Origin of the sequence: Lacibacter luteus (genome assembly GCF_004118265.1) — a bacterium.
In the GTDB taxonomy this organism is placed as follows: Bacteria; Bacteroidota; Bacteroidia; order Chitinophagales; family Chitinophagaceae; genus Lacibacter; species Lacibacter luteus.
Genome location: NZ_SDHW01000001.1, coordinates 967,155 through 992,572, shown reverse-complemented (window position 1 = coordinate 992,572; position 25,418 = coordinate 967,155). Strand labels below are relative to the sequence as shown.

General features: G+C 39.7%; 27 protein-coding genes. 9 read left to right on the top strand and 18 right to left on the bottom strand.

The genetic code is table 11. The annotated features are described in order from the left end of the window. Positions 1-64: 64 nt before the first annotated feature. From ESA94_RS03730 to ESA94_RS03720, 3 genes are all read right to left on the bottom strand, one after another. Positions 65-1,966: a DUF3857 domain-containing protein gene (locus ESA94_RS03730; RefSeq protein ID WP_129129507.1), complete on the bottom strand. Its 1,902-nt coding sequence runs from the start codon at positions 1,964-1,966 to the stop codon at positions 65-67. After that, on the bottom strand, positions 1,963-3,882 hold the full coding sequence (locus tag ESA94_RS03725; protein ID WP_129129506.1) for a DUF3857 domain-containing protein: 1,920 nt from the start codon (positions 3,880-3,882) through the stop codon (positions 1,963-1,965). Before ESA94_RS03725 ends, ESA94_RS03730 begins: the two co-directional genes overlap by 4 nt. 123 nt (positions 3,883-4,005) lie before the next feature. Continuing rightward, positions 4,006-4,422: a nucleoside-diphosphate kinase gene (locus tag ESA94_RS03720; RefSeq protein WP_129129505.1), complete on the bottom strand. Its 417-nt coding sequence runs from the start codon at positions 4,420-4,422 to the stop codon at positions 4,006-4,008. 217 nt (positions 4,423-4,639) lie between these two features. On the opposite strand from ESA94_RS03720, the gene ESA94_RS03715 reads away from it, so the two are divergent. After that, positions 4,640-5,653 carry a DHH family phosphoesterase gene (locus ESA94_RS03715; protein ID WP_129129504.1) on the top strand — a complete coding sequence of 338 codons (1,014 nt, stop codon included), beginning with the start codon at positions 4,640-4,642 and terminating at the stop codon, positions 5,651-5,653. Positions 5,654-5,662: 9 nt separating this feature from the next. After that, a complete protein-coding gene (locus ESA94_RS03710) occupies positions 5,663-6,625 on the top strand; it encodes an FKBP-type peptidyl-prolyl cis-trans isomerase (protein WP_129129503.1) in 963 nt (320 codons plus the stop codon). A gap of 75 nt (positions 6,626-6,700) precedes the next feature. Here the strand turns inward: ESA94_RS03710 and folP are convergent, their stop codons facing one another. Further along, a complete protein-coding gene (folP, locus tag ESA94_RS03705) occupies positions 6,701-7,531 on the bottom strand; it encodes a dihydropteroate synthase (protein WP_129129502.1) in 831 nt (276 codons plus the stop codon). A 57-nt stretch (positions 7,532-7,588) separates the two neighbouring features. On the opposite strand from folP, the gene ESA94_RS03700 reads away from it, so the two are divergent. From ESA94_RS03700 to ESA94_RS03685, 4 genes are all read left to right on the top strand, one after another. Continuing rightward, entirely contained in the window at positions 7,589-8,137 is a 549-nt protein-coding gene (locus ESA94_RS03700) for a DUF1599 domain-containing protein (RefSeq protein ID WP_129129501.1), read from the top strand. 87 nt (positions 8,138-8,224) lie between these two features. Next, complete coding sequence (locus ESA94_RS03695; protein ID WP_129129500.1) at positions 8,225-9,334, top strand: BT_3928 family protein; 1,110 nt, start codon at positions 8,225-8,227, stop codon at positions 9,332-9,334. Between the two features lie 118 nt (positions 9,335-9,452). Then, positions 9,453-10,502 (top strand): ABC transporter permease, encoded by a 1,050-nt coding sequence (locus tag ESA94_RS03690; RefSeq protein WP_129129499.1) that lies wholly within the window; start codon positions 9,453-9,455, stop codon positions 10,500-10,502. Positions 10,503-10,576: 74 nt separating this feature from the next. Then, positions 10,577-11,593, top strand: coding sequence for a proline iminopeptidase-family hydrolase (locus tag ESA94_RS03685; protein WP_129129498.1), 1,017 nt, complete (start codon positions 10,577-10,579; stop codon positions 11,591-11,593). A 93-nt stretch (positions 11,594-11,686) separates the two neighbouring features. On the opposite strand, the gene ESA94_RS03680 is transcribed toward ESA94_RS03685, so the two are convergent. The 3 genes from ESA94_RS03680 to recF all read right to left on the bottom strand — a co-directional run bounded on the left by ESA94_RS03680 (position 11,687) and on the right by recF (position 13,739). Continuing rightward, positions 11,687-12,067, bottom strand: a complete 381-nt coding sequence (locus ESA94_RS03680; protein WP_129129497.1) for a hypothetical protein — start codon at positions 12,065-12,067, stop codon at positions 11,687-11,689. Between the two features lie 196 nt (positions 12,068-12,263). Beyond that, the gene (locus tag ESA94_RS03675; RefSeq protein WP_240670980.1) at positions 12,264-12,536 is read right to left on the bottom strand and encodes a DUF721 domain-containing protein; all 273 of its coding nucleotides are present in this window, start codon (positions 12,534-12,536) and stop codon (positions 12,264-12,266) included. A gap of 117 nt (positions 12,537-12,653) precedes the next feature. Further along, a complete protein-coding gene (gene recF / locus ESA94_RS03670) occupies positions 12,654-13,739 on the bottom strand; it encodes a DNA replication/repair protein RecF (protein WP_129129496.1) in 1,086 nt (361 codons plus the stop codon). Between the two features lie 142 nt (positions 13,740-13,881). On the opposite strand from recF, the gene ESA94_RS03665 reads away from it, so the two are divergent. After that, the gene (locus ESA94_RS03665; RefSeq protein ID WP_129129495.1) at positions 13,882-14,157 is read left to right on the top strand and encodes a YtxH domain-containing protein; all 276 of its coding nucleotides are present in this window, start codon (positions 13,882-13,884) and stop codon (positions 14,155-14,157) included. A gap of 94 nt (positions 14,158-14,251) precedes the next feature. After that, a complete protein-coding gene (locus tag ESA94_RS03660) occupies positions 14,252-14,755 on the top strand; it encodes a cupin domain-containing protein (protein ID WP_129129494.1) in 504 nt (167 codons plus the stop codon). 3 nt (positions 14,756-14,758) lie between these two features. On the opposite strand, the gene nudK is transcribed toward ESA94_RS03660, so the two are convergent. The 4 genes from nudK to ESA94_RS03640 form a co-directional block, all read right to left on the bottom strand. After that, complete coding sequence (nudK, locus tag ESA94_RS03655; RefSeq protein ID WP_129129493.1) at positions 14,759-15,337, bottom strand: GDP-mannose pyrophosphatase NudK; 579 nt, start codon at positions 15,335-15,337, stop codon at positions 14,759-14,761. A 70-nt stretch (positions 15,338-15,407) separates the two neighbouring features. Beyond that, a complete protein-coding gene (locus ESA94_RS03650) occupies positions 15,408-15,884 on the bottom strand; it encodes a hypothetical protein (protein ID WP_129129492.1) in 477 nt (158 codons plus the stop codon). Positions 15,885-16,308: 424 nt separating this feature from the next. Beyond that, positions 16,309-16,668, bottom strand: a complete 360-nt coding sequence (locus tag ESA94_RS03645) for a hypothetical protein (protein WP_129129491.1) — start codon at positions 16,666-16,668, stop codon at positions 16,309-16,311. Beyond that, positions 16,658-17,227, bottom strand: a complete 570-nt coding sequence (locus tag ESA94_RS03640) for an RNA polymerase sigma factor (protein ID WP_129129490.1) — start codon at positions 17,225-17,227, stop codon at positions 16,658-16,660. Before ESA94_RS03640 ends, ESA94_RS03645 begins: the two co-directional genes overlap by 11 nt. A gap of 71 nt (positions 17,228-17,298) precedes the next feature. Here ESA94_RS03640 and ESA94_RS03635 point away from each other — a divergent pair, with 71 nt between their 5' ends. Continuing rightward, complete coding sequence (locus ESA94_RS03635; protein ID WP_164972633.1) at positions 17,299-18,084, top strand: C40 family peptidase; 786 nt, start codon at positions 17,299-17,301, stop codon at positions 18,082-18,084. Positions 18,085-18,095: 11 nt separating this feature from the next. Here the strand turns inward: ESA94_RS03635 and ESA94_RS03630 are convergent, their stop codons facing one another. The 7 genes from ESA94_RS03630 to ESA94_RS03600 form a co-directional block, all read right to left on the bottom strand. Continuing rightward, positions 18,096-18,662: a hypothetical protein gene (locus tag ESA94_RS03630; protein ID WP_129129488.1), complete on the bottom strand. Its 567-nt coding sequence runs from the start codon at positions 18,660-18,662 to the stop codon at positions 18,096-18,098. A 291-nt stretch (positions 18,663-18,953) separates the two neighbouring features. After that, complete coding sequence (locus tag ESA94_RS03625; protein ID WP_129129487.1) at positions 18,954-19,499, bottom strand: inorganic diphosphatase; 546 nt, start codon at positions 19,497-19,499, stop codon at positions 18,954-18,956. A 110-nt stretch (positions 19,500-19,609) separates the two neighbouring features. Beyond that, a complete protein-coding gene (locus ESA94_RS03620) occupies positions 19,610-20,098 on the bottom strand; it encodes a hypothetical protein (RefSeq protein WP_129129486.1) in 489 nt (162 codons plus the stop codon). A 26-nt stretch (positions 20,099-20,124) separates the two neighbouring features. Beyond that, positions 20,125-20,496 (bottom strand): DUF4870 domain-containing protein, encoded by a 372-nt coding sequence (locus tag ESA94_RS03615; RefSeq protein WP_129129485.1) that lies wholly within the window; start codon positions 20,494-20,496, stop codon positions 20,125-20,127. A 46-nt stretch (positions 20,497-20,542) separates the two neighbouring features. Beyond that, positions 20,543-22,027, bottom strand: coding sequence for a hypothetical protein (locus ESA94_RS03610; RefSeq protein ID WP_129129484.1), 1,485 nt, complete (start codon positions 22,025-22,027; stop codon positions 20,543-20,545). Positions 22,028-22,124: 97 nt separating this feature from the next. After that, complete coding sequence (locus tag ESA94_RS03605) at positions 22,125-23,501, bottom strand: hypothetical protein (RefSeq protein ID WP_129129483.1); 1,377 nt, start codon at positions 23,499-23,501, stop codon at positions 22,125-22,127. Positions 23,502-23,566: 65 nt separating this feature from the next. Next, positions 23,567-25,417 (bottom strand): hypothetical protein, encoded by a 1,851-nt coding sequence (locus tag ESA94_RS03600; protein ID WP_129129482.1) that lies wholly within the window; start codon positions 25,415-25,417, stop codon positions 23,567-23,569. Position 25,418 lies beyond the last annotated feature (1 nt).

Sequence of the window (25,418 nt, the reverse complement as noted above, 5' to 3'; positions counted from 1 at the left end):
ATATTAATTAGAAGACTTTGGTATTCTTGTCCAAAAAGTAAAGCCCCTTAACGGGGCTTTTTTCTTATCCTTTCTTTAAAACTATTTTTTGAGTTTCGTCTTTTTTAATTGCTTCAAAACTGTTGGCAACTTCGTTATATTGTACGGCAGGTACAAGGTGTTTCAATAATTGCAGTTCGGTGTATACCGTTAATTCCGTTTTGCTTTCATTCAGTTCTGTTTTGCTGTTATAAGTTACAATGCTGCTTTTTACTTCTTTGGGTTGGGGCAGTGTTTCTGTTACAAAACCCGTTGGCAGTTTGTAGGTAATCTTATCGGTTTTTAAGTACGGGTAATTGAACAGGTAATCGAATTTTCGTTTTTCAGCTGGTTTTATAGGCTCGTCGTTCAATTTGTATTGGCGTACAGGATAAAAAAGTTTGCTGCCGGCTTTAAAATCATAATACTGGTTATAGGCAAGTTTAATCTCCACTAAATGTCCGTTTGCCGAGTCGTTTAAAATACTTACCATTAAATCATTTGGTACTTTATAGCCAAAAGCATCTGCCAGTGCTTTTTTCATTTGTTCTTTTGTTTGGCCGTTGAGATAAGCGTACACGTAGTCCCAAAATTCGCCGCTAACATAAACCCTGCTGTTAAGGATAGCACTACCATCATCGAACAGCTCAGCAACGGTTTCCGACCGCCATTGATTATCTATGCTGTTGCTGGTTGGAGTTTTTGCCAATACACCTCCAGCTTCGGTAATAAGCAGCGCATTTCTGTTTTCGGTAGCCGGACCCAATACACCGGAAATATTTTGCTTGCTGGTACACTCAAGCCAGACAGTATCATTTTTCAAAGGCACGCATAAAATAACATGATTGAATGTGTTTGATGCAAATACAGGATCTACAGGATATTGATTGATGCCTGAGTTAATAAGCGCCGGTAATGACTTAATGCCAACAGTGCTTAAGATCTGTTTCATGTAGTGTGTAAGTCCTTTACAATCGCCATATTTTTTTTGTTCGGCAAACGAAAGAGGAAAGGGTTTAAAACCGCCGATGCCAAACTGGATACCAACATAACGCATTTCTTTTTGCATGTAACGATACAGGATGGAGATCTTTTCCTGTTCGGTTTTTGCATCTTTCACCAACGATTGAAAAAAGGCAGAGCGTTCAGGGGTAAACCCGGTTTTCTCTTCGTAAAAAGGGAAACTCCATTTGCCAAATTCCTTCCAGCTTTCAAGCGATCCTGCATACCCATCATAACTGAATTGTAAAGGCGACACATCGATCCAGGGCAGCGAAATTTTTGCACCGTAGGAATTATTCTCTCTTACCTGTACTGCTTTGTTGTTGAGTTCCCAGCTGTATATTTTTTTATCAGCTTCGGTGGTAATAACAGGCTCATCTTTAAAATTGTACGCTTTGTATTTAACAGGAATTGCCGATTTTACGATATACCTGCTTTTCCTGTACGCTTCAGTACTTCCGCTAAAAAACCATAAAGGGATGTCGATAAATCCGTTAAAATCCAATTCGTATTCTGTTTCTATTGTACAGGGTAATCCTGGTACCGGAAAATCGAGTTCGAAGATTTTAATATCGGAAGCGAGTGTCATGCCATCAAACATGCCTTGCAGGCTTCCATCTTTTTTATTGTACTTTTCAACTTCAATGCCCAGTTCGTTGTAAATTTTTATTTTAATATCATCAAGCTTTCGGAGTTTGTCTACAGCAATACGTTGTCTTGCATGATGCAATGCCGCTTTTGTGAGTACCGTAACAACTGTATGCGACTTGATTCTCATTCGGGACGGCGATTCTATTTCAACGATACTTTCATTCAGGTGATAAACGGCATCGGCATCTTTTTTTAAACTATCCGGCAGTGAAAGTGAGGAATAGTTAAAAAGGCTTTGCGCATTTAGATTTGCAGCTGCACAAATAGTTAAAAGAGAGACTATCAGTTTTCTCATGGCTTGGGTGTTGCTTTTTTCTTGAAAACGATCTGCTCGTTCAGTATTTCATAAAGCTTGGTATAAAACTCTTTGAAGAAATCATATTCATCGGCATAAAATGTAGGCCGTTTAATTTCCATGGAATAACGCATGGCAATGGTGTTTTCTGTTTTGCTTACAAAGCGTTGCAGAATAATGCTGGTGTCGGGCATGATTATTTTAATGTTCTTTGGTAACTCTTCCAGTTCAAAAGTTTCAGGAAAGCGCACTGTAGTATACATGTTGTAATACTGTGTGTAACCAAACTCAACATCGGTAAAGCGTTTATCCGAAATAAATTCGTTTTTCTCCAGCTCCATTAAAAAGTTGGGCGAGTAAAATAGGTAGTCGCCACTGCTGTTTAATGTGCCGCTGAATTGGATAATATTATCTAATGGCAAAGAGTCAATGTCTTTGTTTTTGTATTTCAGTGAATCAAATTTAAAATCGGGGTGAGGCCCATTAAAGTAATCCGAAAGATATTTTTTCTCACTTTGTCGTAATGATCTCAGGCGCTCGTCTTTTGCATATTCGTATGCAAGAATATTAGCCGATCCGGTTAATTTTCCATCTGTTGTAATATCACATAAAACAGAAGTAATCAGTTTGAAGCGATGTTTAATATCACCGATGTTTATAAACTGGGCCAATTGTTTGTCAACTAAAAGCCCTTCGGTAAATTGAACATCCCAAGGTACCTGCGAAATCGGGTTTGTGTAATTCGATCCGTCAATGATATAAGGTTGACTGTCTATTTCCGTATAAACATACACGTCGTTAAACTGGTCGAGGAACGGATAGGTGGTATTTACTTTTCCGTTGTTTCTTGTGCTGATGAGCAGCGGATAAGCTTTAAAACCGGCATCTCTTAAAAGACTAATGATTAGCAGATTAATATCGGCGCTGTTGCCAACATGTTTGTCAATTGCATTTTTAATGCCTTCCTGCGACCATTTTGAAGAAATTCCATTCCACGCTACTTCTTTTTTTACATAGCTTACAATTTTATTCAGCTGATCTTGCTGGCGGGGTATTTTCTTCAGTATGTCAGGCAAGTCGGTGTTTTTAAAAACATTCTTTTTTATCTGCAAGCCAAACGATTCTTCTTCGGTAAGAATTTCAATTAATTTTTCCCAGGTAGTCATAACAGGAGTACCGTTAATTGCACGGAGTTGAAAGTCGATACGTTGCAGATAATCTTTTGAACTGCTCATGAAAGGTTCTTTATCAAGACCGGGAATATCTGTCATTACAAATCGCTGAATACTCCTGATGCCTTCCTTTGTTTCTTTAACAGGTAATGTGCGACGCATGAGATAGGTAAACTCGAGAGCAGAAGGTGTTTCAACATTGTACTCGCTGTAACGAACAGGATGCGGACGTTGAAATACCCAATCTTCAATTTCGAAGTAATTACGTTTACTATGTTCGTAACGGTATTCTATAACACTTCCGACTTTTACATTAGGCATAGAAAAAACCATCATTTCAACATTCTCATCAACACGTTGTGTTATTACCGATTTTTTTTCAAGTTTGGTTTCTTCTACTTCTCCGTTTGCATTGAGGTTGTAAGTATAACCTTCGATGGATCGGATATTCTGGCGGTTGTTTTTACTGTAAAATCCAAGACGTACATCGGCAAGCTCTAACGCTTTTTCGTTCAGAATTTTTATACGGATACGTTTTGTGGTTTCATAAATGAAATCGTTGCCGGCAAAATAATAACGTACTTCAGCCATGTCAATCAAATATTCAGCAATCGATTCTTTATCGTAGCTGCATTCTTTTTTTGCAAGCTCTTCTTTATCAATTTTACCGAACGATGGAATTTTCTGGGCTGAAGTGGCGGTGGAAAATGCAATCAGCAACAGCATTACAACAATGCTTCTCATATTGATGTGTTTTTGTGGTATACAAGTTTAAAACACAATCAGCATATACGTTCATTTTTTATATAAAAAAATCCCTCTTATTCTCAGGAATAAGAGGGACCTCTTAGTGTGATATTTCACTTATTAATATTGCTCAAGACCACTGAAGAAAAAGTTTCCTTCAATTTTTGCGTTGTCATCACTATCACTTCCGTGTACTGCATTTTCGCCAACAGATGTTGCATACAGTTTACGAATTGTTCCTTCATCTGCTTTTGCAGGATCAGTTGCTCCGATAAGTGTGCGGAAATCGGCTACAGCATTGTCTTTTTCAAGGATAGCTGCGATAATAACACCACTGCTCATAAACTCAACCAGTTCGCCAAAGAAAGGGCGTGCTTTGTGAATTGCATAGAATTCACCGGCAGTTTCAGTTGTAAGTTTTGTTTGCTTTAATGCAACAACACGGAAACCTGCTTTAATAATTTTGTCTAAAATAGCACCGGCATGACCGTTCTTCATCGCATCGGGCTTGATCATTGTAAACGTACGATTGCTCATTGTTTTTTCCTTTTTGGGCCGCAAAGATAGGAAAGGAGGGGCAAGTAGGCTGCGGGAATTTGGATTAAGTAATTGGGGAACTCCTGGTTTTCCGGTGTTGGGCTTGGTTTTGGAATCAAAGCACAGACGCCTTTCAGCATGCCATCAGTCTAAACCTCCGGCCCTAAACCCTTTGCCTTCAAATGCCTGTTTTCCCCTACATTTGCAACCGCCTTTTATGCAAGCAATTAACGAATTATACCCCTTACTCAGTACTCCGGCCAATGTGGTTATTACAACCCACCAAAAGCCCGACCCCGACGCAATGGGTTCATCGCTTGGGCTTTACCATTTATTGGTACAGCTCGGGCATACCGTGCAGGTAATTTCGCCAACCAACTGGGCTGCCTTTCTCGACTGGATGCCCGGTTGCGATAAAGTGCTTAATTACGAAGTCACCATTGATAAGAGCAATACCATCATTCAAAATGCCGATTGGATTTTTTGCCTGGATTTTAATGCGTTGAACCGTTTGAAAAAAATGGGACAGGTAGTAGGCGAGGCAAAAGCCAAACGGGTGCTTATCGATCATCACCGTGAGCCGCAAACAGAAGTGTTTGCTTATGGTGTAAGTGATGTAACCAAGAGCTCTACCTGCGAAATGATTTACGATTTTATTGTAAAAAGTGGCAACGCAGATAAGTTGAACATGGATATGATGCAATGCCTCTATGCAGGGTTAATTGGTGATACAGGAAGTTTTCGTTTTGCATCGGCTTCGGCAAGTGTATTTGAAATGGTGGCCGATTTTAAACGCAGAGGACTGGAGCATACCGGTATACACGAAAACATTTACGATAATTTCCTGGAGAACCGTTTCCGTTTTATCGGTCACGTACTCAGCAACCGAATGGAAATCGATTACCAATTAAACACAGCACTTATTTGGGTAACCAAGCAGGACCTGCTGCGTTACCAGATCAAAACCGGCGATACTGAAGGTTTGGTTAATTATCCGTTAGGCATACAGGGTATAAAACTTGCATGTATTGTGATAGACAGGGACGAAAAAAGAAAATGGAGTTTCCGCAGCAAAGGAGACTTTGATTGCAATACATTTGCCCGGACTTATTTTAATGGTGGCGGGCATTTTAATGCTGCCGGAGGTGAAACCGACGACAGTCTTGATACAACGGTAAGACAGTTTAAAAAAGTAATTCAGCTTTATAAAGAACAATTAGAAACGATTTAAATACAAACAATGAAGACAATTAAAACCATTTTTGCTGCCCTGATGGCGGTTGCGATCCTGGGGAGTTGCGGTGGCGGCTCTTTCAAAAAAACAAAGGGTGGCTTGCTGTACAAAATTATTTCCGACGATAAGGGAAAGAAGATTGGACATGGCAAATTTTTCGAACTCCAGTTTGGTGAAACAAAGTTTACAGGTGCAGGAAAAGATACCTTGTTGTCTGATCCTGAAAATGTGATGAGCCAGATTGTACCGCTCGATTCTATGCAATTGCCTCCTGATTATTATGCAATTTTTGCTCAGATCAGAAAAGGTGACAGTATCATCATCCGTCAATCTGCTGACAGTATTATCAAAAGCAGCCAAGGCAATGTGCCGGCTTTTATAAAGAAAGGTGGTTTTATAGTAAGCTCATTTAAAGTATTGGATGTATTAGATACAAAAGAAGATGCTGAAAAAGCAAACATTGCTATTATGGAAAGAGCTAGAACAAGAGACTCTATCCGTGGTATTGAGCAAACAAAGAAAGATGATAAGTTGATTGCTGAATTCCTTACAAAAAACAAGATCACTGCATCAAAAACTGCATTGGGTGTTTATGTAGAAACAATTGCTCCTGGCGTTGGTGAAAAACCGGCAGTAGGTCAGCAGGTTTCTGTAAAGTATACAGGTATGAACCTCGAAGGCAAAAAGTTTGATTCAAACGTTGATACAAGCTTTGGTCACATCGATCCTTATACATTTGTAATCGGTCAGCAAGGAAGTATTCCCGGTTTTGAAGATGCAATTAAGCAAACTGCAAAAGGTGGAAAAATCAAAGCATATATTCCTTCGGCACTTGCATACGGCGCACAAGGTTCACCTCCCCGTATCAAGGCAAACGAAATTCTGATGTTTGAAATTGAGTTGATCGATATTACAACTCCGAAACCTCAGCCAACTGCACCTCCAGCACCACAAGGTGGTAAACAATAAGCAACAGTTATTCGCTATAAAAAGCCGCAAACAAAAATGTTTGCGGCTTTTGTTTTTAGTACAAGTGATGTGTTGTTATGCTTTTCGGTAGGCGGTAAATAGTTTTACTGCCTCCACAGCTTCTTTTACGTCGTGTACCCGAAGTATGGAAGCACCTTTTGTTAATGCAATTGTGTTAAGTACAGTGGTACCGTTTAATGCTTCGTCTGCTGAACTGTTTAATGTGCGCCAAACAGTTGATTTACGGCTAAGCCCTGCCAGCACCGGTAGGTTAAACATTTGTAATGCTTCCATTTGCTTCAGCAATTGAAAATTATGGGTAATGGTTTTGCCAAAGCCAAACCCGGGGTCGAGTATAATATCATTGATGCTTGCTCGTTTGCATTGCTCAACTTTTTTTATGAAGTAATCAACTACTTCTTTTGCAATATTTTCATACTGTGGGTTTTGCTGCATCGTGTCTGGGTTACCCTGCATATGCATAGCAATAAACGGAATCTTTAGATCTGCTATTGTTGAAAGCATGGCTTCATCGAGATCACCTGCGCTGATGTCGTTTACAATATCTGCACCTGCCAATGCAGCGTCTTTTGCTACTGTTGAATAGTACGTGTCAACAGAAATAAAAATTTCAGGAAACTGCTCTTTTATTGTTTTAATAACCGGAACAACTCTTGTTGTTTCTTCTTGGGCCGAAATGCGTGTGCTGCCGGGGCGGGTGCTTTGTCCGCCAATATCGAGTATTGCAGCTCCATCAGCAATCATTGCTGATGCCTTTTGCAATACCTCATCTGTTTGCTGTACTCGGCTGCTGCTGTAAAACGAGTCGGGAGTAGCGTTGAGGATACCCATTACCAACGGTTCATCAATGGTTAATAATCTTCCTTTGCAATTGAGCGTGTACATCTTATTTTTGAGAACTTTGATAGAAGTACGAATTAACGAAACAATTTTCAACCTTTCATGAATACAATTGAGCAATATAGCAGGGCCGTGCAGGAGTGTATGGATGTGTTTAAGAAGAAGACGAGCGATTATGGCACTTCCTGGCGTGTGTACCGCACCATTTCTATTGTTGACCAGATATACATTAAAGCAAAGCGCATACGCACCATACAGGAAAAGCAACAACAGAAGATCGGCGATACAATTGCATCGGAATTTAAAGGTATTTTGAACTATGGCATCATGGGGTTAATTCAGTTGGAATTGCCGCCAAGCGAAGGTGAGGAGTTGAGTGTGGAACAGGTGATGAGCCTGTATGAGCAAAAAGTAACTAATGCGAAAGCATTGATGCTTGATAAGAACCATGATTACGGTGAAGCATGGCGTGAAATGAGCCAGGAAAGTTTTGTTGATCTCATCCTTGCCAAGCTGCAACGTATTCGCCAGATATTAGTGAACGAAGGAAAAACGCTTATCAGCGAAGGGATTGATGCAAACTATTACGATATCATCAACTATGCTGTGTTTGGTTTGATCTTGATTGAGGAAGGAAAGCATAAGATGTAGGATGCAGAATATCTGATGTAGGTTTCTGATGTAGAAGGTAAGAAGTAACTGTTGACTACTCACCATTAACCATTCACAATTCACCATATGAATAAATCGCTTACAGTAGTCCGTTGGTTTGTTGGCATCCTTTTTATTTTCTCAGGATTGGTAAAGGCCAACGATCCGTTAGGATTAAGTTACAAAATGCAGGAGTTTTTTGAAGCGTGGAGCATCAATGGCTTTCACGATTATACACTTGCAATGTCTGTGTTAATGAATGCCTTTGAAATTATTGCAGGTGTAGCTGTGATCGTTGGCTGGCGTATGCGTTTGTTCAGCTGGTTGCTGCTGTTACTCATTATCTTCTTTACTTTTCTTACAGGTTATGCATGGCTGGCAAAAAATCCGGATGGAATGCCCAAGTTTGCTTCTTGTGGTTGCTTCGGCGATTGTTTGCCATTAACACCGGTACAATCATTCTTAAAAGATCTTTTATTGCTTGTATTGATCGGGTTTATTTTCTTCAACAGTAAAAAAATTAAACCGTTGTTTAAAACAGCATGGCTGAATGTGTTAAAGGTAGCTGCAGCTGTTGTATTTGCATTTGGGTTACAGTGGTACACGTTAAAGCATTTACCCATTGTAGACTGTTTGCCGTTTAAACAGGGAAACAATCTTGTTGAGTTACGCAAACTTCCTGCAGATGCTGTACCCGATAAATACGAATACCAGTTTATTTATGAAAAAGATGGGAAGCAACAATCGTTTGCTATGACCAACCTTCCCGACAGTACCTGGAAATTTGTTGACCGTAAACAAACGCTGGTAGCCAAAGGAAAAAACAACGAACCGAAGATCAAGGATTTTGATTTGAAGAATCCCGACGGAGTTGATGTTACAAGCGAAGTACTTGAACAGAAAGGAACTTACTATTTGTTATTTGTACAGCAATTTAATGATCTTAAAACTTCCGATGCGTGGGTAAAACAAATGAGCAGTCTTGCTAAAAAGAGCAAGCTGATTATTATTACAAGTGTGCCCGATGTTGCAAAAGATTTTATGGCATCGGATATTATTCTTGGCCAGATGCAGTTATTGGTTTGCGATGTTACTGCTATTAAAACTGCGGCTCGTGCCATACCAACACTTTACAAAATGAACGGCCCGGTAGTGGAAGGTAAATGGAGTGCTGCCGATTTTAATAAAGTAAAATAACGCTGCTTTTTCTTTCGTCGCAGAGAATATGAGAAAGGAAGTTAAGCGCAGAGTGGACTTTTAAAAGTGATGGGCTGCATTGTTTACTCCAAAAAATAAAATAACCGATCTTTAAAAGGTGGCAACTTATTTTCTCCGCAAACTGTTTTATGGATTGCTCGTATTAATGGGCGTGGTTACCGTTGTGTTCTGGATGTTCCAGGGCTTTGGCGATCCTGCACGTTTGGTGATGGGGCAAACCGGTGACAGTGCCACCATCAACAACATCAAAAAAGAATTATACCTCGATCAGCCGAAATGGAAACAGTTTACATTGTATGTAAATGATGTATCGCCCATTGCAGTTCATTCGCAAACAGAAATTGAAAAAAAACAGTTGAAAGGGGTGTTCATTGGTGGTGAAAACAAACTGGCGATCAAATGGCCATATCTGCGCAGAAGTTACCAAACAAAAAAACAAGTAGGAGAGTTGTTGATGGAAGCTCTGCCCGGTACCATTATGTTAGCGATTGCAGCTATGTTAGTCGCAACAGTACTCGGCGTTTTTCTTGGTGTAATAGCTGCGGTAAAAAAAGATACATGGATGGATACATCTGCAGTGTTCAGCAGCATCGTTGGTATATCAGCTCCTTCTTTTTTCATGGGCATTCTCATTGCTTATTTCTTTGGCTTTGTTATTAGCAAATACACCGGCTTAAACATGACCGGCAGTTGGTTTGATATTGATGTAAAAACAGGCGAACATTATTATACGTTGCAAAACCTGTTGTTACCTGCTCTTACATTGGGCATTCGTCCATTGGCAATCATTACACAGCTTACACGTAGTTCCATGCTCGATGTGTTGAACCAGGATTATGTACGCACTGCTTATGCAAAAGGGCTGAGTCGTACAACAGTTATCTGGAAACATGCATTGCGTAATGCATTGAATCCGGTTATTACTGCTGTTACGGGTTGGTTTGCCGAGTTGCTTGCAGGTGCTTTTTTTGTGGAATATATTTTTGGCTGGAAAGGAATTGGTAAAGTAACAGTAGATGCTTTGGAAAAACTGGATTACCCGGTGGTGATGGGGAGTGTGTTGTTGAGTGCATTTATTTTTGTGGTGATCAATATACTTGCCGATCTGTTGTACGGTGTGGTTGATCCGAGAGTGAGAGTAGCTTGACATAAGTACGAAATACGAAGCTAGAAGTACGCACCGTCGGATGGATTTTATGAGTCAAATAAAACTACAACTATATGCGACTGCTTCTTTTCATCTTCATTACAGGTGTGTTTTTTTCCTGCAAGGAAAAATCAACAACGCCAACTGTTGCAGACTATTTTAACTATGGCGATAGCGGTGTGCAATCGGCAGGCATCAAAATGATTCCCATTCAAACGCCTGTTGGAACTTTTAAAGTATGGACCAAACGTTTTGGTAATAATCCCCGCATCAAAATATTGTTATTGCATGGCGGTCCGGCAATGACACATGAATACATGGAATGTTTTGAAAGCTTCTTTCCAAAAGAAGGTTTTGAGTTTTATGAATACGATCAACTTGGTTCGTATTACAGCGATCAACCGAAAGACAGCAGCCTTTGGACCACCGAACGTTTTGTTGAAGAGGTGGAACAGGTGCGAAAAGCCATTAGAGCAGACAGCACAAATTTTTACATACTCGGAAATTCGTGGGGCGGCATATTGGGTATGGAGTATGCGTTGAAATATCAACACAACATGAAAGCCTTGATTGTTGCCAACATGATGGCAAGTGCACCTGCGTATGGCCGTTATGCACAGGAAGTATTGGCAAAGCAAATGGATTCGGCTGTGTTGGCCGAAGTACGGGCAATAGAAGCAAAAAGTGATTTTGCAAATCCACGTTACATGGAATTGTTGCTGCCTAATTTTTATAAACAGCATTTATGCAGACTCGAAGAATGGCCCGATGGATTTAACCGTGCCATGAAACATGTAAACGGAGAGATATATACCATGATGCAGGGACCAAGTGAATTTGGTGTAGGTGGCCGTTTAATAAACTGGGATATTAAAGCTCGACTGAAAGAAATTAAAATACCCACACTCATGATCGGAGCAAAACATGATACCATGGATCCTGCTGCAATGGAAGAACAAAGTAAGCTGGTGCAGAAAGGTCGTTATCTCTATTGCCCTAATGGAAGTCATTTAGCGATGTGGGACGATCAGCAGGTGTTTATGAGTGGTGTTATAGCATTTATTAAAGATGTAGACGAAGGAAAAATGTAACACATGCTATAAAACCAAGAGCCGCCTGGAAAGGCGGCTCGATTATTTAAAGATTAACAGCTGGCCGATTGCACAGCCAGTAAGTTTATGGATCTACATCCATTTGCTGAGATAGCGTTTGAACTCATCTCTTAATTCGTTGATTACTTTTTCAAAGCCACTGAACTCTTCTTTCAAAGCATTATGACCAACTACCTGTTGTGTTTCAATATGGCCGGCATGGATTTGTACATCTCTCAATACTTTGCCTTCGTGTTCATGAATGTAATGCCGTAGTTCGTCGATTGTGTTGCGTTGTATAATAAACTGGTTCTGGAAATGTTCAACACCTTTCATCACTTCTTCTCCTGTGTTTTTCTTTGCAACCTCTGCTAAGCGCTCTTCCAGTATATCCAGTTCGTTATCGTAAAAATCAATTGCTTTTAACCATTCCTGGTGGTCGGTGCCGCAATGGGCAACAGTAGTATAGCTCATGGCAAACTAATTTAGATGTTTGAAATCTGAATGACAGTTTCAAAGTTTCTTCAATACAGCTGAAAAAAGGATGATGAGCGTTAGCAAAAAAGATGAGAGTACTCAGGGCTGTGAATGAATGCTGAAAGTGAGCGTGCCGGTCAGACCACGCTAAGGCGTGGGCCGACCTCGATGTTGATTATTAGTAAGATGTTGCTTATTTAATGATCACTTCTTTTACCGCATGTTCATTAAACAGTTCGTTAATGCGGTTGCGGATCTTTTCTTTTTGAAAAAGTAATTCCTGTTTCAGTGGGGCAACGCTGGTGCTGATGATGAGCTGCTGGTTAATGAGCTTAATTTCGTCGGTGTATTTGGCAATGGTTTTGCCCATGAGCTCTTCCCATACGTCGGTAATTTCCAAAGCACGCACTCGTTGTTTGAGTTTGCTCTGTGTGAGGAATTTTTCCATTGCCTGCTGTATACTCATTTCGCCCATGTTGCGAAGGTAGGAAGAATGAGGGATGTCTGATTTGTGATTTATGATGTAGGAAGAAAATACCGGCTTTAACCAGAAACTAAAAACCAGAAACATAAACTCAACTGATTAACCTAACTCTATCAGCTGCAGCGGAATATTCATTTCTGCAAAAGCCGTTTTCATCCGTTGCGGATGTGTGTCGGTTAAGAAAACCTGTCCGCCAAATTGCGAACAAACATAATTTAACAAGTTATGCATACGTTCTGCATCAAGCTTTTCAAATACATCATCCAGTAATAACAGCGGAGCGAAGCCTTTCTGTTTTTTTATTACTTCTGCTTCTGCAAGTTTTAAACTAAACAATAAACTCTTTCGCTGTCCTTGTGATGCTGTTTGTTTAAAAGGCTCATCATTCATCGAAAAATAAAGATCATCTCTGTGAACACCGTTGCTGGTACGCTGCAACAGGTAATCTTTTTCTCTTGCTTGTTGCAACAACAACTCGAACGGCTGCTCCAGCAATTTACTTTCGTAAGTAACAGCAACAGGTTCGGCCTTACCTGCAATTGAGCTGTAAAACTGCAGCACCTGTTCGTTAAAGCCGGGCAGAAATCCGTTGCGTGTTGTAAAAATATAATTGCCTGCTGCTATCAGTTGATCATCGAGTACATCGAGCAATGCATCATTACGGGTTTGTGTTTGTGCGCAGGATTTTAAAAAGCTGTTGCGTTGCTGTACTACTTTATTGTAAGTGATCAGTTGTTGAAGATAAACGGCGTCGATCTGCGACAGAACAGTATCAAGAAAGGAGCGACGCATTTCACTGCCGCCAATGATCAGCTCCACATCGTCGGGTGCAATCATTACACAGGGAAAACGGCCGATATGATGCGAGAATTTTTCATAAGGGGCACCGTTGCAGTTCACTTCTTTTTTTCCGTTTTCACGCAAAACAATACTTACCGAAAGTTCTTCGTCCGAAAGTGTAAATGTGCCGTTGATGCGAAAGCCCTGCATACCGTGCTGCACATTTAAGCCATCGCCCGATTGAAAATAACTTTTCGTGAAACTGAGGTAATGGATAGCATCGAGCACATTGGTTTTGCCAATACCGTTTGCTCCTGTAATTGCTGTTACAGCCCCTTGAAACCGGAACGTTTCCTGGTTGTAGTTTTTAAACTGGATCAATTGCAGCGATTGCAGAAAAAGCATGCCGCAAGATAAGAAAAGGGCAGTTTGCAAAACTCCTGCCGCTGCTGTTTCAAAAAGCTTTCTTCATAAAAAAATCATATCTGTGGCCAGTAATTTGTTTTATCTTACTCATTCTATTTTTTTCACCTTAAAACTTACAGTAATGGAAGAAAACAAAAACACGCAACCTGCCAACGATCAACAAAGCTGGAAAGATAAAGCCGAAGATAAATTACAGGAGCTGAAAGCAAAAGCATCGGAGTATGCCGATAAGGCTGAAGACAAACTGGAAGAATTGAAAGATAAAGCGGAAGACAAGTTTGAAGAGTTTAAAGACAAAGCCGAAGATGTTGTTGATGATCTGAAAGAAAAAGCTTCCGGACTTTGGGATAAAGTAAAAGACAAGTTTGACGGCGATGATGAACCCGCCAAAAAATAATCCTGTTGCAGATTTCTATAAGCCCCCGACAGAATCGTCGGGGGCTTTTTTGTTGACTGTTGTTTGCTATTTTGCATGCATTAAACAGCAGCGCATGCATTCCAGAGTTCAGCAGTATGTTCAGCAATTGCAATTACATCCACACCCCGAAGGTGGATTTTATAAACAAACTTACGCCAGCAGTGAACAGGTGGCGGCCAATGCATTGCCCGAACGTTTTGCCGCAAGTCGTCGTTTTTCAACGGCTATTTATTTTTTACTGAGTGGTACAGATTTTTCAGCTTTTCACCGGATAAAGAGCGATGAGCTTTGGCATTTTTACGAAGGCGAAGGATTGGAAATTTATGTTATTCATCCAAACGGAGAAGGGGAGTTGCTGAAGCTGGGGAATAAGCTGAACGAAGGTTTTTCTTTTCAGCAGCTGGTAAAAGCCGGTTGTTGGTTTGCTTCGAAAACGGTGGATGAAAACAGTTATGCATTAGTTGGTTGTACTGTATCGCCGGGTTTTGATTTTGATGATTTTGAAATGGCGAAGAGGGAGGAGTTGTTAAATGAATATCCGCAGCATAAAGAATGGATAGAACGGTTGTGCAGATAGTTGTTATAAAATGCTGTTCAAACGCAGATATTGTAAAAGCATAATCGTTTTTGCATCTTGTATTTCTCCCGTTGGTATCATTTGAAAGGCTTTTTCAAATGGCAATTCAAGTACTTCAATATTTTCCTGTTCATGTTCCAAACCGCCGCCATCGTTAATTTTCATCTGCGGTTCGTATGCTGCAATAAAGAGATACAGCTTTTCTGTAACTGATCCCGGCGACATGTAAACTTCATACACTTTCTTAACCTCGCTTACTTTGTAGCCAGTTTCCTCTTCTGTTTCCCGGCGAATGCAATCTTCAGGGTTGTCTGCATCAAGCAAGCCCGCACATACTTCAATGAGCATGCCTGTTTCATTGCCGTTGATATAGGTTGGTAAACGAAATTGCCTTGTGAGAATAATCGTTTGCTGATTAGTATTGTACAGCAGAATAGCCGCACCATTGCCCCGATCGTATGCCTCACGTTGCTGTACCTGCACGCTGCCATCTTTCATGCGATACTCGTAGGTTACTTTTTTCAGGATATACCAATTGTTAGAAAGGATGTCTGTTTGGAGAATGTTGATGTTGTTGTTCATTCAAAACGTGATTACTGTAATGAAAGTACATCATTGAAAGCATTTACATGATAGGCTGTTTTGTTAAAACTTATCTTTTGCCCACCCGTAGGTAACTTTCAAAACTGTTTGTAATTCGATTGAGTTGAGAGCGAGTGAAAAAAATAAAGTAGAGAAGTATTAGCGAAAGCACTACTGGTCGTACATAATCTATTGTGAAATTGCTTTCAAGTAAACAGTAAAGATCGTACGCAAGGAATGCAGAGGCAGCATAAAAGTAAAATAACAGTAAGTAGTTGCATCGAACAGTGATATTGATGGTAGTTGCAGTATTGTCTTCAGTAAGCTGCCCGTCAATTAAAACAAAGTTCTTTGGCAAGCCTTTCGTGAAGCCCGTGAAACCAAGTTTGCGTGAAAGTTGAAAACTGTCGTCTTCTTCTACTTTCCCGGTAAGGTTAACAGCAATATCATGCCAGCTTGTTTTTCGTAATTCTTTTATCCTGCTTCGGATATCTTCAATGGAAGTGTGGGTTTCGTATTGGTGGTTACGTTGGAAAAGAAAGTTCATAAAAAATGGGAATATTTATTATTCCAAATAACTGTTGCAAATTTATAGTCTTCGAATCATGATTTGTGATTCAAACAAAAGCAAGTAAGTAAAGAGGAAAAGGAGTATAATAGAAAGAATAGTAAAAATAATTATGCTGGTTAATCTTGAAAGGTTGTATGGAATAGGTCTCTTTTTATTCTTTTTGAAAACAAAGAAAAGAAATAGTGGGATGAAAAGAAAGATTGATAACTGGAAGAATCCTTTTAGATATGTATTTGCCAAAAATGACGGAGCAAAACGGGAGATTAGCAGCTTGATTAATGACGCTGTAAATAAAACTATGCAGATCGATAAATAGGACAAGCCATGTAAATAATTGTTAAGCGCTCGGCTTGCTATTGATAGTATATAACTCGTGATAATGTTAAGGAATCTCGTCATTTTACTGCCCGCTTCGTATCTTATAAATCACCAGGTACGCCAATACAATCAATACCAGTATTAAAAAAGTTGCAACGATTACCAACGATTGGTTGGGCACAGGTTTTTGTTTGCGTTTGCGGCGTTGTTGCTGCAATTGTTGTGCAAGCTTTCGGTTAATATCGTTTACTGCGAAGTTTGTTTTTGCAGTATCGGCCATTCGCAAACCTTCTTCTGCATCACTCATCATTTCACTGTCGGCCAGTTTTTCTTCTACGGCACGGCGTTCTTCGGGTGTAAGATCGCCCTGCAGGTATTGCAGCAATTCCTGTTCAGTGAGGTCGTCACGCTGTTTTAATATGTCGAGCAGGTTATCGCCCATGTTTCTGTTGTTTCAGCAAAATCATTTTCAAGTTACGCTTTCCGTTCTGAATATAGCTTTTCACCTGCATCAGTGTAAAGCCGGTGTCATCGGCAATTTCGGTATAGCTTTTCTTTTGCAGGTAAAACAATTCAATGCAGGTGCGTTGTTCGGGTATTAGTTCGGTTACGGCAATGCTGAGTTTTTCAAGTAACTCATCTTTCTGCAGCAGTTCGGTTTTATTGGCCTCTTCTGCAGGCGTTGCCAGCATCTGTTCACTTAATTCTTTCGGCAGTTTGCCTTTATCCCGCAGCTGCATAAGGCAATAATTTTTTGCCACCATGTACAGCCAGCTTTTAAAATAGTCTACTTTGTATTTGCCCAGTTCTTTAATGGCTTTTTCAAATACCTGTTGCACGGCATCCTTTGCTTCCTCTTCGTTTTTCAAATACTTCATACATACACCAAACAGCAGCAGGGTATAGCGTTGGAACAAAATGCCAAGCCATCTGTTATCGCCATCGGAATAAAAGCGGTTGAGTAATTCCTGATCGGGTATGGTAGAGTAAGATGAATTCACAAACAGGTTTCGGGGAACAAGTTAGTTATTTTACCTCTGAGATGCGCAGGCAATGGAAATTCCATATATTCATGGAAACGATTTTTTACAGTATGAATAATGCATTGTGTATTGTTCCGGTTGCCACTCTCCGTAAGGAGCCAAGGCATGAAGCAGAAATGACATCGCAGCTGTTGTTTGGAGAAGCCGTTGAATTACTGGCTGCCCATGGCGATTGGGTGGAACTGCTTTGTTTGTACGATGGGTACACCGGGTATTGCATGCGCAACCAGTTGGTGGAGGTTGATGAAGCAATTGCATTGATGGACCAGGTGCCGCTTGTAAATACATGGAGTGGTGTTATGATGGTAAACGATGTGCCCATGCATGTGCCTTTTGGCAGTGCTGTGCCGGGCTTGCAAAACGGCGAAGCCGTATGGAACGATCAATGGATCAAAAGCAGCAGCAAACTTGTAATGGAAGGAGCTTATGTGTTTGATGAAGAAAGTATACGACAGATTGCTTTCTCGTTTTTAAACACAACTTACCTGTGGGGCGGGCGTTCGGTTTTTGGTATCGACTGCAGTGGGTTTACGCAAAACCTGATGCGTTTTTTTGGAAAGAAATTGCCACGTGATGCATCGAACCAGGCAATGGTAGGAGAAGATGTTGGCTTTTTGCAGGAAGCACGTTGTGGCGATCTTGCTTATTTCGATAATGAAGATGGAAAGATCATACATGTAGGATTGTTACTCAACGATCATGAAATTGTACATGCTGCAGGAAAAGTACGCATCGATCATATTGATACTGCAGGAATCATTCATCGTCGTTCGGGAGAACGAACGCACAGATTACGTACAATAAAACGTTTATGAGAGATGTCAGGTTATGCAATTGGCTTTTTTATGGCTAGTAGCACATACCATGATCTTTGTTGTTTATCATAGCCGTAACCAACCTCAAACGGAGTAATTTCTTCGGGCGGCCATTGTTGCGAAAAATGCTTTATTGTATATTTCTTTGGTGTTCCTGTAAGAGCGTGTTTAAATAAGGGAGCCATTTTTGCGCAGATCTTATCATATGCATCCTGTGCTTGTTCTTTAGTTGTGCCAGTTTTTGTTTTTAGTCTAACTGCGACGTATTGCACTTTTTTTGTTTTATCATAAGTATAAACTCCAACAATTATATATCCGGTTATAATATAATTTGAAAAGTCAAGGTAAGGGTTGAGGTTTTTTATTATAAAAGCCGCTCGTACATTTTTCCCCGTAAATGTTGTATCAGAAAAGTTCTCTTGTTGTTTTTTTAATTCCTCAATCCATACTTCATATTCTTTATTAAGTGTAATGTTATGAAATAAAGGGCCTATTTCTGGTTGAGACAGTGAGTCGTTTTGAGCATTGACTTTGTAAATACAAGCAAATAAGCATATGATCAGTGTGAGTTTTTTCATGGTTGAGTAGGTTACGTATAAATTGAATTAATACAGTTATTGCTTATTAGAAAATACGGCCATTCCGATAATTCGTCCACTATAAAATTTTACACGGAGCCTGAATTTTTGTAATATTTGATTATGCTAATTATTTCACTGTAAAGGCAGGTGAAGTCTCTTTACAGTGAAATAATTAAAGAAATAACATGAAACATTATGACATTTAGTATTTTGGAAAAAATCCGGTTGCTACCAAAAATGGATTTTTTCAATTTGAGAGTCACATCCATTTCTGAGAATAAACATCCACTACTTATCTCTGAACTTGTCTTTGTATAATCCAATTGCTTCTTCAATAATTGCAAACGCTTCAGATTTGCTTTGGAAATTGTCGATCTCCACCACTTTATTCTCCAGTTTTTTGTACTCTTCAAAATAATGTTTCAATTCATGGAAAAAGTGTTCGGGCAATTCTTCAATATCTTTAATATGTTTAACAGTAGGGTCATTACTTGCAACAGCAATGATCTTATCGTCGTGCTCACCCTGATCGATCATCTGCATATTGCCGATTACATTTGCTTCAACCAAACATAAAGGCTGGATGGCTTGCGAACAGATGACTAAAATATCAAGCGGATCTCCATCGTGTCCTAACGTTTGTGGAATAAAACCATAGTTAACGGGATAGATGAACGAAGAGAAAATTACACGGTCGAGTTTAAGTAAGCCTGTGTCTTTATCAATTTCGTATTTGCTGCGGCTGCCTTGCGAAATTTCAATCAACGCATTTACCGTTTCAGGTGATTTTGAGCCATAATGGGCTCCATGCCAGGGATGAAGTACAGTAATCATATCAGTTAAATAAGAATTCAGGGCCGAAGGTAATAAGATTTAACCGAGCTGTTAAAAAGAAAAGCAGCGATGAAGAATCACCGCTGCGTATTAACCAAAAATTGGCCGGTTTACAGGGCCAAAAGTTTCACAGTTGAAGTAATACCCGATGTTACATTCTGCTTATCGTAAAAGTGAACATAGAGTTCATAGGTTTCGCCTGCCTGCATAGGTGCGCCGGTTGTTAGCGTAGCTTTTAATTCGGTTGCTTCTGCTGCAGGTAAACCATCGCTTAAAGAGGCAAACGCATCGGGAAGATTGAGTAGTTCTTTTTTGTTTTTATCTGTAAGAATGATGGTGCAGCCGGGGTAGGCTTTTCCGTTTACCAGTTTATAGTTTTCTACTCCGCTTGCAACCAATAATAACGCACTGCCTAATGCAACTTTGTTGCTGCTCAGTTTATTTCCTTTGTCATCGGAGAGATAAATGTCATCTACAGAAAAACCATTGTAGCTGCTGGAAAGCCCCGTTGTTATATCTTTTTTTACGCCTTTGCTGAAACTGCCACCGCCGCATGCTGCAAGCAACAGCACCGACAGGAAATAAATAACTTGTTTCATGTATAGTGTTTGTGGTTAGGTGAGATTTATTGAATTCCTTTCAGAATTTCTTGTGCTTTGTCTCCAAGAACAGGAACTTTTTTCTCCTCGCCGTTAATGGCCGCTATTAAACCAAGGATCCATAGTACAAACAATCCGAGTAAAACTAAATAGAGGAGGATAGAGATGAGCCATCCCAAAATGGGAATAAAGAGAAACAGCGATTGTGCAATAGCTGTTGCAAACCCTGTAAGCATCAAAAACAACGATTGCCGTAAATGAAATGCTCCCAGCTGTGTTTTGCTGTTATTGTGCATAACGTAAGCGATGATCCAGCCAATGATGGTAAGATAGCTGATGATGGCAATGGATTTTCCATCTAATGCAGAATTGTTTGTGTTTATGTTTTCTGTTTGCATGATATTGCTTTTATAATTTATTTTGATTTATACTTTAGTAGCGTAATTATTTTTTCCTGGTTAATCCTGTAAAAATTCCACTACCGGGATGGTTTGCATCGTTTACCCATAAAATTCTTCCGCCTTTTATGGCTGAGAAATACACATCAAATGTTTTATCGTTTCCTCCAATATTTGAAAAATATAGTTGCCAGTTGTTGGGCGATTTAAATGAACCATCACTTTTTGATTGTGCAGCATTCATATTTCCTCCACCTGTATTGGTCATAACTGCTTCCCAGTGATAGTTATTACCGCCTTTAAAATCATACCACTCAGATGCAGAGAACGTACTCATGCCGGCTGAGTTACCGGTGTAATAGTTATAATAAAATGTGTTGCTGTTATAGTTCGCATTCCAGCGGCCGGTATTATCTAAGTCAGATGCAGCTACTGCAAACTTGTTTCTGCCCATCATGTTTTCTAATTTATTGTAGAGTTGCGCCTCATCGGCCAATACAGTTTGGCCCATACTGTTATCAACTACATAACCACCGGAGTAATCAGTAACTTTTGCCCAGCGTATCGTTTCAGGATTAAAACCAAATTCGGAAGTAAAGGTTTTTACATCCGGAGTAATCACTTCCATCCATCCGCCACCTCTGCGAAAGAGCACAACAAAAAATGTATTGCCGGATGATGCTTCTGTTACAGAACCCATTCCGAAATACGGACGGTTATTGATTTCTACATACGCATTTTTATAATTTGTAAGCTGTGAGTAGCGTGGTGCTACTAAAATATTCCAGGCGGCAGCAATCACTTGATCAGGTGCTGCAGGAAAAACAGTTCCATCCTTTGGATAGTGTAACAACACTTTAATGTTTCCTTTGGTTACTTCCACCCAGTCTTCGTGAATGGTACTTGTCCACCCATCATCAAAGTTGGTGGTATTAAAAGCGTACCCTGAATTTACATTATTCGTTTGTTGTATTGTAACCGTTTGTTGTTGTTCGGGAAATGTTTGTTGCTGTGTAGTTGTTTGCTCCTGGGGATTGATGGTTTGATTTACAGGTTCAGGCTGTTGCTGTATAGTACCTCCTCCCATAACAATATTGCCGGGAGCCTGGTTCGCATCAGCAAAATAAAGATTGGTTTCCTTTTTATTAGTGAGATAATATGCGAGAACAAACCTGCCGTTTTGTTCCAGCCATAAATATTCGGGTTCTCCATCAACAAGGTGTATATTCCAACCCAATTGCTGCATTTGCGTTTTCAACGTTTCATTTGTAAAGTTGTTGATGTTTACGGGTAACAGGTAAAGTACTTCTGTATTTTTCAAGGTAACACCTGCTTTCTTGCTCACCATCTCCAGTAATAATTTAGCTCCACCAATACTCAACATGCGCTTATCCTGCTTGCTGCCATCTGGTAAAGCAAGACCTGTTACCGTTGATTGTTTTACTTCCGTAAGTTTTGCCTGTGCATTTGCACCTAACCATAAACTGCATATGATAATGAAAAGTGCCGGTTGTTTAAAACTGATTTTCATCTTTTTATGTTTATACAATACTAATTGATTGCTTAAAGCTGTTCTATCCTGTAAAAAGAGGATTTTGGGTAGTGTTGTAAAAAAGATCAGGCTGCATTTAATGTGTCTTCGCCAGCGTAAGTGTTGTTCCAAGTCTGTCGGTGATGATTAGCAAACGGCCGCCTTTTACAGCTTCAAAATAGCTGTTGTATGTTTCTGATTGATTTTGAAAACGATTGGTGAGTGAAATAGTCCAGTCTGTAACAGTTGAATTTCCTTTATATGCCTGTCTTGAAAATTGTTGATTACCTACAACGCCCGATGCACCTGCATGGTCGCTTTGATAACTGTTGCCGGATAAGAAAGTAAACTCATCAGACGTTGATGTAGCTGTTGCACCTGCATAACCACCGCTGCTTACATAATAATAAGTAAGTGATGCATAATTGTTGGCGCCCCATTTACCCAGCAAATCAGTAGGGGCAATGGCAAACTTATTTCTCCATTGCATGTTGGCCAGCTTATCCCATGATTTAATCTGGTCCATATAACTCCAGTCTGAACGATTGATGTAGTTGTTGCCAAACTCCCGTTCAAATGTTTGTTTGTCATCTGTCACTATTTCCATGTAGCGGCCAACACCGGTATCATACTTCTTTTTATACAATACAACGTGCACCAGTTTACCTTGCGCATTTATGGCATCTGCAGTAAAGAATGTAATGGATTGGTAATCCTGGATACCCCTGTCGAATAAATTACTGATGTTGCTGTAACGTTGCGCCACCAGTGTATTCCAGGCATTGTTATCACTTTGTGATTTATCGGTATTGTATGCATCAACAGCCTGGTTGGGATAATGAATCAAAATTTTTATTCCCGGTTTACTTACTTCCACCCAATCAGATTGTTCAACACTTGTCCATCCATCATCAAAATTGGTACTGGTAAAATGATAACCCGTGTTTGCAGGTTGCGTAGTTTGTTCCTGTTGAATTGGTTGTTGTTGCTGCTCAGTTTGTGTTGGTTGCTGTGTGTTGCCATAAGTTGGTTGCATAGTGACGGGTGCATTGCTTACTTCGCCAAAATAAAGATTGGTTTGTTGTTTATCGTTTGATAAATACAGCAATACATGTTTACCATTTTGTTGCAGCCATAAGTATTGTGGTTCACCGGCAACATCAGTAACATTCCATCCGCTTTGCTGTAAATTATTTTTTAATAATTGCATGTTGAAGTTGTTGGCAGCAACAGGAAGCAGCGAAAGCACTTCTGTGGTTTTAATGGTAGTGCCTGCTTTTTTACTCACCATTTCCAATACGCTTTTGGCCGCAGTGATTGAAAGAAAACGTTTATCCTGCTTGCTTCCGCCAGGTAATGCAAGTCCTGTTAAGGACGATTGTTTTACCTCAGCTACTTTCGATTGGGCTGATGTGTGGTTAACTGCAAGCATCAATAAAAATGTGCAGAGCAGTATGAAATGATAGCGGCGCATAAAATTATTTTTTCAAATGTATTTCTGCTGTAATGTTTTTCTTATCCCAGAAAAAAAGGAATTATTTATTCTTTTTTGATTTTGATATTGCTGATGTAAAACTCTTCCACTTCCCAACCCTTTCGCCCATTAGAAAAATAAAAGTGATTAAAAACAGTATTAGCAGGCAGTGCATCATTTATATCAAACAGTTTGTTGTTTTCAACCCATACTGTTAGCTGTGTTCCTTGTTTACGAATTACTACCTGTACTTTGTTAATGAGTTTATCATTAGAAAAACCGGGAATAGCAACTTCTTTTGGAAATTCGTTTTTGGTTGCTGTTTCAATATTGGTAACTGCCCAACCATCTCTTCCGCTAAAACCGGGTCTTATTCTCACCCTGATTTTATTTTCATAAACTGTCCTTGATTTTTTATTACCCACAATAAATAATTCCAAACCCGGCACACCCCATTGAAAATCTTTTCGAACACAAGCATCAAAACTCATGGTAAAATTTTGCGGAAGATTTTTGCCAAGCTCATTCACCTGCACATTTTGCCCGATGATTTCAAACCAGTTGCCGGTTTCGCCTGCCGGTGTTTTTACAACTGCTTTTTTTGATATTGCATTTAAGTCAGAGTTCCATCCGGTAGGTGTGCTTCCCTGCTGCGTAGTGGAAAAATCGTCAAAATAAAAAACAGAAGGGTCTGTTTCCATTCGTTTTGTGGCTGATGATTTTTCTTTTGTTATTACCGGAGCTTCATAAACAGGCGAGCGAAGTGGTTTGTATTTTCTGCCATTTAATTTTTCAGGTTCAAAAAAGAATTGATACAGATAATCAAAATCAAAATTGTTAATAATGGATTCATGCATGTGTTTGAATGCTTCATTATTTAACTCGCCTCCCCACCATCTTACAACAATCCATTGCGGTTTATCTGTACTGCATAGTTTTTCAAACTCCGGTTTTATTTTTAAAATGGGGTCTAATGTTCCATAGGTGCCGGGTTCATCTATTTTTAAACCGGAGAAAATATCATAGTCGTTTTCAAGATCTGAAATGAGGTAGCTTTTTGAAAACGCCAATTCATTTCTCCTGTTCCTGTATTTTTCTTTAAGCAAGTTTAAAGTTGCTTTTGCTTTATCAAATCTTTTTCTCACTTGTTCTGATTGTATCGCTATTTCCTGTGGTCTTCCAATATTATTACCCCTAATGATTGCCAGCATTTCTTCCATCTTAAATGGCAAAACAGTTTCCAGGTGGTTCAATGCTTCGCCAATTGTAATTTGCACAAAAGGCGAAATATTGTTTTTGCTTAACAACACCTGGTTTATACGTAAGAATTGACCTACTCTTGGAACTACATTATGATTGTATTTTGCGGCTGATGAGTGAGATGGTACATCGTATAATGCAAGCTCTTGCCGTTCATCATCGTGTTTCAGATTATAGGAAGGAAGCGTGAAGTACAATGCTTTATCAGTACAATAATCAACAAGCCGGTAGTTCAGGGGGATTTCATTGGCGCTTATGGCCCAGTGATTACCGAGGTTGTTAACCGGTGTGTAGTTGTTGTTTACTTTTTTAAGAAAAACATAGCTAACGGCTCTTACACCAAAACTATGCGGCAGCACTTTGTTGTACACATCATCATTATACATTCCTGTTTTAGGTGACAGGTATTTCTTCATATCGCCCAACGAACCTTTGGGCGTATAACTGGCCTGCATCCAGTTGCCAAACGAATCAACAATGGATAACTGTGCTTTTGAATAGGTTTTATTTTCAACAGTTACAGGGTTTAAAGCGCCTTTGTAGTTGTAGATTTTTATCCAGCCCACATACATTTGCTTATACTCATCATAGTTATACTGTGCAACCGATGTATAACAGTGACAGAGGACAATAGCTGTAATAGTAAAAAATTTCATG

Bases quoted from the DNA above. Each gene is read 5' to 3' on its own strand.
- ESA94_RS03635 (WP_164972633.1), top strand. From the start codon at position 17,299: ATGGAAACGATTTTTTACAGTATGAATAATGCATTGTGTATTGTTCCG.
- nudK (WP_129129493.1), bottom strand. From the start codon at position 15,337: ATGAACAACAACATCAACATTCTCCAAACAGACATCCTTTCTAACAAT.
- ESA94_RS03650 (WP_129129492.1), bottom strand. From the start codon at position 15,884: ATGAACTTTCTTTTCCAACGTAACCACCAATACGAAACCCACACTTCC.
- ESA94_RS03615 (WP_129129485.1), bottom strand. From the start codon at position 20,496: ATGCAAACAGAAAACATAAACACAAACAATTCTGCATTAGATGGAAAA.
- ESA94_RS03625 (WP_129129487.1), bottom strand. From the start codon at position 19,499: ATGATTACTGTACTTCATCCCTGGCATGGAGCCCATTATGGCTCAAAA.
- ESA94_RS03710 (WP_129129503.1), top strand. From the start codon at position 5,663: ATGAAGACAATTAAAACCATTTTTGCTGCCCTGATGGCGGTTGCGATC.
- ESA94_RS03630 (WP_129129488.1), bottom strand. From the start codon at position 18,662: ATGAAAAAACTCACACTGATCATATGCTTATTTGCTTGTATTTACAAA.
- ESA94_RS03730 (WP_129129507.1), bottom strand. From the start codon at position 1,966: ATGAGAAAACTGATAGTCTCTCTTTTAACTATTTGTGCAGCTGCAAAT.
- recF (WP_129129496.1), bottom strand. From the start codon at position 13,739: ATGCTTTTTCTGCAATCGCTGCAATTGATCCAGTTTAAAAACTACAAC.
- ESA94_RS03680 (WP_129129497.1), bottom strand. From the start codon at position 12,067: ATGAGCTATACTACTGTTGCCCATTGCGGCACCGACCACCAGGAATGG.
- ESA94_RS03610 (WP_129129484.1), bottom strand. From the start codon at position 22,027: ATGAAAATCAGTTTTAAACAACCGGCACTTTTCATTATCATATGCAGT.
- ESA94_RS03720 (WP_129129505.1), bottom strand. From the start codon at position 4,422: ATGAGCAATCGTACGTTTACAATGATCAAGCCCGATGCGATGAAGAAC.
- ESA94_RS03715 (WP_129129504.1), top strand. From the start codon at position 4,640: ATGCAAGCAATTAACGAATTATACCCCTTACTCAGTACTCCGGCCAAT.
- folP (WP_129129502.1), bottom strand. From the start codon at position 7,531: ATGTACACGCTCAATTGCAAAGGAAGATTATTAACCATTGATGAACCG.
- ESA94_RS03665 (WP_129129495.1), top strand. From the start codon at position 13,882: ATGGAAGAAAACAAAAACACGCAACCTGCCAACGATCAACAAAGCTGG.
- ESA94_RS03695 (WP_129129500.1), top strand. From the start codon at position 8,225: ATGAATAAATCGCTTACAGTAGTCCGTTGGTTTGTTGGCATCCTTTTT.
- ESA94_RS03675 (WP_240670980.1), bottom strand. From the start codon at position 12,536: ATGAGTATACAGCAGGCAATGGAAAAATTCCTCACACAGAGCAAACTC.
- ESA94_RS03660 (WP_129129494.1), top strand. From the start codon at position 14,252: ATGCATTCCAGAGTTCAGCAGTATGTTCAGCAATTGCAATTACATCCA.
- ESA94_RS03685 (WP_129129498.1), top strand. From the start codon at position 10,577: ATGCGACTGCTTCTTTTCATCTTCATTACAGGTGTGTTTTTTTCCTGC.
- ESA94_RS03645 (WP_129129491.1), bottom strand. From the start codon at position 16,668: ATGGGCGATAACCTGCTCGACATATTAAAACAGCGTGACGACCTCACT.
- ESA94_RS03700 (WP_129129501.1), top strand. From the start codon at position 7,589: ATGAATACAATTGAGCAATATAGCAGGGCCGTGCAGGAGTGTATGGAT.
- ESA94_RS03725 (WP_129129506.1), bottom strand. From the start codon at position 3,882: ATGAGAAGCATTGTTGTAATGCTGTTGCTGATTGCATTTTCCACCGCC.
- ESA94_RS03600 (WP_129129482.1), bottom strand. From the start codon at position 25,417: ATGAAATTTTTTACTATTACAGCTATTGTCCTCTGTCACTGTTATACA.
- ESA94_RS03620 (WP_129129486.1), bottom strand. From the start codon at position 20,098: ATGAAACAAGTTATTTATTTCCTGTCGGTGCTGTTGCTTGCAGCATGC.
- ESA94_RS03605 (WP_129129483.1), bottom strand. From the start codon at position 23,501: ATGCGCCGCTATCATTTCATACTGCTCTGCACATTTTTATTGATGCTT.